The following is a 4469-nucleotide window of genomic DNA, read 5'->3' on the forward strand; positions in this document are numbered from 1 at the left end:
CTGCAACGAGATGCCCGCGTTCTATCGCCAGGCGAACGTCAAGGACCTGCAGCGTCGCTCGTTCCGCGCGGATACCTTCACCTTTGACAAAACCACGCGCGAAGCGGAGCTGGATGGCGACATCCAGGTGCGCGAGCCGGGGGTATTGCTGCGCGCTGATAAAGCCTATGTGGATACCAACACCGGCAACGCCCGCCTGGATAATGCCCGCTTTGTACTCTACGAAACCCGCGTGCGTGGCCGTGCGGAAAAACTGCAAAAATTTGGCGATGCTGTTATCAGTCTGGATCAGGGTACATTTACCAGTTGTGAGCCGGGCGACAATACTTGGCTGATCAAAGGCTCCAATATCACCCTGCACAACGATAAGCACTACGGAACTGCCAAACATATGCGCCTGCACATCAAAGATGTCCCGGTCGTCTATGCGCCTTACTTTCGCTTTCCGGTGGGGCCGGATCGTCTGACAGGCTTTCTGTTTCCCTCTATCGGCTTTGACGAGAATGACGGTATCGGCGAATTTTCTGCGCCCTTTTATTGGAATATCGCACCCAATTACGATGCCACTATTACGCCGCGCTATCTCTCCGAACACGGTTATATGCTAGCGACTGAGCTGCGCCACAAATCTGAATTGTTTGATACAGAATTGAGCGGCAGCGCGCTGAACAACGATCGCAGCGGTGACACCGGCCGCGACGACGATGAGATCAACCCGCAGTATCTCGGCAAAGATCGCTGGCAGTACAACTTGGTGCAAACTGGCGGGCGCAACCAGCCTTGGTCCACTGAAATTGATTATACCGATGTCAGTGATACCGACTATATCCGCGATGTAGACGGCAGTGCTGTTGATTTAAATCGCCAAGCCTATATCCGCCAGCGCGCTGCCGCCGGTTACAACAGCGAGCATTGGCAACTGGGCGCCAAAGCGGAAGAATTTCGCTTGTTGACCAGCACGCAATTACCCTATCGCGAATTGCCGCGCCTGCATGCCGATGGCCAATACCGGGTCAATGACTGGCTGGTCGAGCTGGATAATGAATACACCCACTTTGGTATGAATCGTTACTTCGAAGGCGACGAGGCCAACCTGATTGTGGGTGAGCGTCTGCGCACCAATTACAAACTGAGTTGGGATAAAGAATACACAGCTGGTTATGTAAAGCCGGGGGTGGGTTTGAAAACCCTTGGCTATGAATTGGAAGCTACTAACCTGCGCGCCGATGTGGACAGCAGCCAACAATTCACTGCCCCGCAAGGCTCGCTTGACTTGGGGTTGTATTTTGAGCGCGATAAAGACTTATTTGGTGATGCCTTTACCCAGACTCTGGAGCCGCGCGCGTTCTATCTCTATCGCGATTACGAAAATCAGGATTCGCTCTACGCCCTCACCTCTGATGCCAGCTATGTCAACTTTGATACCTCGGATCTGATCTTCACCTACGATCAGCTGTTTCGCGACTCGCGCTTTTCCGGCGGCGACCGTATCGACGACACCAACCATCTCGCGCTGGGTTTGACCAGCCGTTTTGTCGAGTCTGACACCGGTGTCGAGCGCCTCCGTTTGAGTATTGGCCAGATCACCTATTTTGAAGACCGTGAGGTCAGCATTCTCAATAACGATGATGCCTACGCCAATACCCGTACCAGCTCGGCAGTGGCAGGGCAGGCAAGTACGTTCATTGGTGATCACCTGCGTATCAGCAGCGATGTACTCTATGATCACCAACAAGAACAGGTGAACACTGTCAGCACCAGCTTGAATTATATGGATGAGCAATACCGGATACTTAACCTTGGGTATCGCTATAGCCGCGATCCGGTATCCCTCAGCCCGCTGGAAACCACCCCGAATATTGGTGAGACGTTAAACCAGATAGATATCACCACCCTCTGGCCGGTTTCGAGCCAATGGTCCGTCATTGCCCGTACCAACTACGATTTTACGTACAATGCGGAACTCGACACCTTTGCTGGGCTCGAATACACCGATTGCTGCTACCGCGTTCGCGTACTCGCGCGGCAGTGGGTGGATTTTGATTTTAGTCCCGACTTTATGAAAAATCTCAGCAGCGATGATTATGACCGCGGTGTGTTTATCGAAGTGCAATTGCGCGGCTTCGGCAGCTTGAGTCAACGTATTAGTAACCTGCTCGACAAAGCTATGTTTGGCTATGGCGAGCGTGAAGCATCTCTACAATAAAACAGTGATTGAATTATGAGTAAGAACCAAAACAAGCCACATTTGTTGCACATGGGCTGGACGTTACTGCTGGGCAGTGTGATTCTGGCGACCAGCCAGTTCGGAGTGGCGCAAACCAATGCGGTATCACTGGATCGCGTGGTGGCGATTGTCGATAAAGATGTGGTGCTGCAAAGCGAATTGGATGACCGCAAGGCATCTGTTCTGGAGCGCTTGAAAGGCCAATACCAACAGCTGCCGCCGGAGGATGTGCTCAATAAACAAATCCTCGAACAATTGATTATCGAACGTATTGAGCTGGGCTTGGCCGAGCGTTACGAAATTAAAGTGGATGAAGCGGAAATCGACCAGGCGATTGGCCGTGTGCTGCAAAAAAATCAAATCACCTTGGCGCAGCTTGAGGCTGATCTGAAAAACCAGGGGCTGAACCTGGAAGGCCTGCGCAAACAGATGCGCAATGAATTGACCATCAGCCATTTGCAGCAGGGTGTGGTGAATAGCCGCATCAAAGTGACCGATCAGGATATCAATAATTTCCTCGCTTCCAGCGATGGTAAATTTGCGACTTCTCCGGATTTCCATATCGGCCATATTTTAATTGCCGTCTCCAGCAGTGCCGATGCCGATGCTATTGCTGCTGCTGAAAAGCAAGCCAATGAGATTTATCAAAAATTGCAATCGGGTAGCGATTTTTCGCAGATGGCGATCAGCTACTCCAACGACCAGGCCGCACTGCAAGGTGGCGATATCGGCTGGCGTAAACTTGCGCAATTGCCTGAACTATTTGGCGATCAAATGTCACGTTTAAGTGTGGGCCAGGTATCCAAACCTTTTCGTAGTGGTGCTGGCTTCCATATCCTCAAAAATATTGAGCAGCGCGGCGGTGGAGAGCAACTGGTTGAGCAGACCCATGCCCCTCACATACTGCTAAAAACCTCCCAAATTATGGACCATCCCCAAGCGCGCCAGAAGTTACTGGATTTAAAAGCGCGCATCGAAAAAGGTGAAGATTTTGGCAAGCTCGCGCGCGAGAACTCTGAAGACACCGGCTCTATGTTGAGCGGTGGTGATCTGGGTTGGTCTACTCCGGGAATGTTTGTTCCGGAGTTTGAAGAGGCAATGGGCAACACTTCTATCGGTGGCATCACCCGCCCATTCAAAAGCCAATTTGGCTGGCATATTTTGCAAGTGATCGAGCGCCGCAAAGAAGATATGAGCGATAAAATGAAACGTAACCAAGCCGCCAACGTATTGCGTTCTCGTCGCTTTGAGGAAGAATTCCAACTCTGGCTGACACAAATCCGCGAAGAGGCTTACGTCGAAACCAAACTCTAAGCCAGCGCGCTTTTTTACCGGCGGCTAAAAATGGATTGCACTGAAATAGCGTGCAATTTGTTTTTAGCCGTTGTGCATTTTGAATCCTGTGTTTTTATCGTGACTTTTTCAGGCTCAGATGATTATGACTCCCTGTTATCGAATTGCGCTGACCCCCGGTGAACCGGCAGGTATAGGCCCGGATCTTGTTATCACGCTCGCGCAACAGGCGCAGGCGCATGAAATTGTCGCCATTGCTGATCCACACTTATTGCAAACACGTGCACAGCAACTTGGGCTCAGCCTGAAGTTGCGCGAAATTAACCTGCAGGATGCGCCGCGCCCTAGTGCGGCGGGTGAGTTGGCGATACTGCCTGTTGCGCTCGCTGAACTGGCTGTGCCGGGCAAACTGAATGTGCACAATGCGCCCTACATTTTGCGCACCCTGGATGCCGCTATCGATGGTTGCGTCGCCGGGCATTTTGCCGCGCTGGTCACCGGGCCTGTGCAAAAAAGCATTATCAATGATGCGGGCATTGCCTTTAGCGGTCACACTGAATATCTCGCCGAAAAAACCCATACTGAAAAAGTGGTGATGATGCTCGCCACGGAAGGTTTGCGAGTGGCGCTCGCGACTACCCATTTGCCGTTAAAAGATGTTGCTGCTGCCATCACAGAAGCTGAACTCACGCAAGTGACTGAAATTTTGCACCGCGATATGCAAGTGCAATTTGGCATTGCACAGCCGCGCATTTTGGTGTGCGGATTAAATCCCCACGCCGGTGAAGGCGGGCATCTCGGGCGGGAAGAAATTGAAATCATCGAACCGGTGCTTAAGCAGTTGCGCGCGCGCGGCATGAATTTAATCGGCCCACTGCCAGCAGATACATTGTTTACGCCAAAATATCTGGATCACGCTGACGCGGTACTCGCGATGTATCACGACCAG

At 51.8% G+C, this 4469-nt stretch carries 3 protein-coding genes; all 3 read left to right on the forward strand.

The genetic code is table 11. From position 1 onward, the window contains the following. A partial coding sequence (gene lptD, locus ACWA6V_RS09550) for an LPS assembly protein LptD (protein ID WP_449522268.1) occupies positions 1-2206 on the forward strand: 2206 nt, incomplete at its 5' end. A gap of 15 nt (positions 2207-2221) precedes the next feature. Further along, positions 2222-3541 carry a peptidylprolyl isomerase gene (locus ACWA6V_RS09555; protein ID WP_449522269.1) on the forward strand — a complete coding sequence of 440 codons (1320 nt, stop codon included), beginning with the start codon at positions 2222-2224 and terminating at the stop codon, positions 3539-3541. Positions 3542-3659: 118 nt separating this feature from the next. After that, on the forward strand, positions 3660-4469 hold an 810-nt coding region (pdxA, locus tag ACWA6V_RS09560; RefSeq protein WP_449522270.1), incomplete at its 3' end, for a 4-hydroxythreonine-4-phosphate dehydrogenase PdxA.

Source organism: Cellvibrio sp., assembly GCF_053579595.1.

Excerpts from the sequence above, each read along its gene's own strand:
- ACWA6V_RS09555 (WP_449522269.1), top strand. The coding sequence starts at position 2,222 with ATGAGTAAGAACCAAAACAAGCCACATTTGTTGCACATGGGCTGGACG.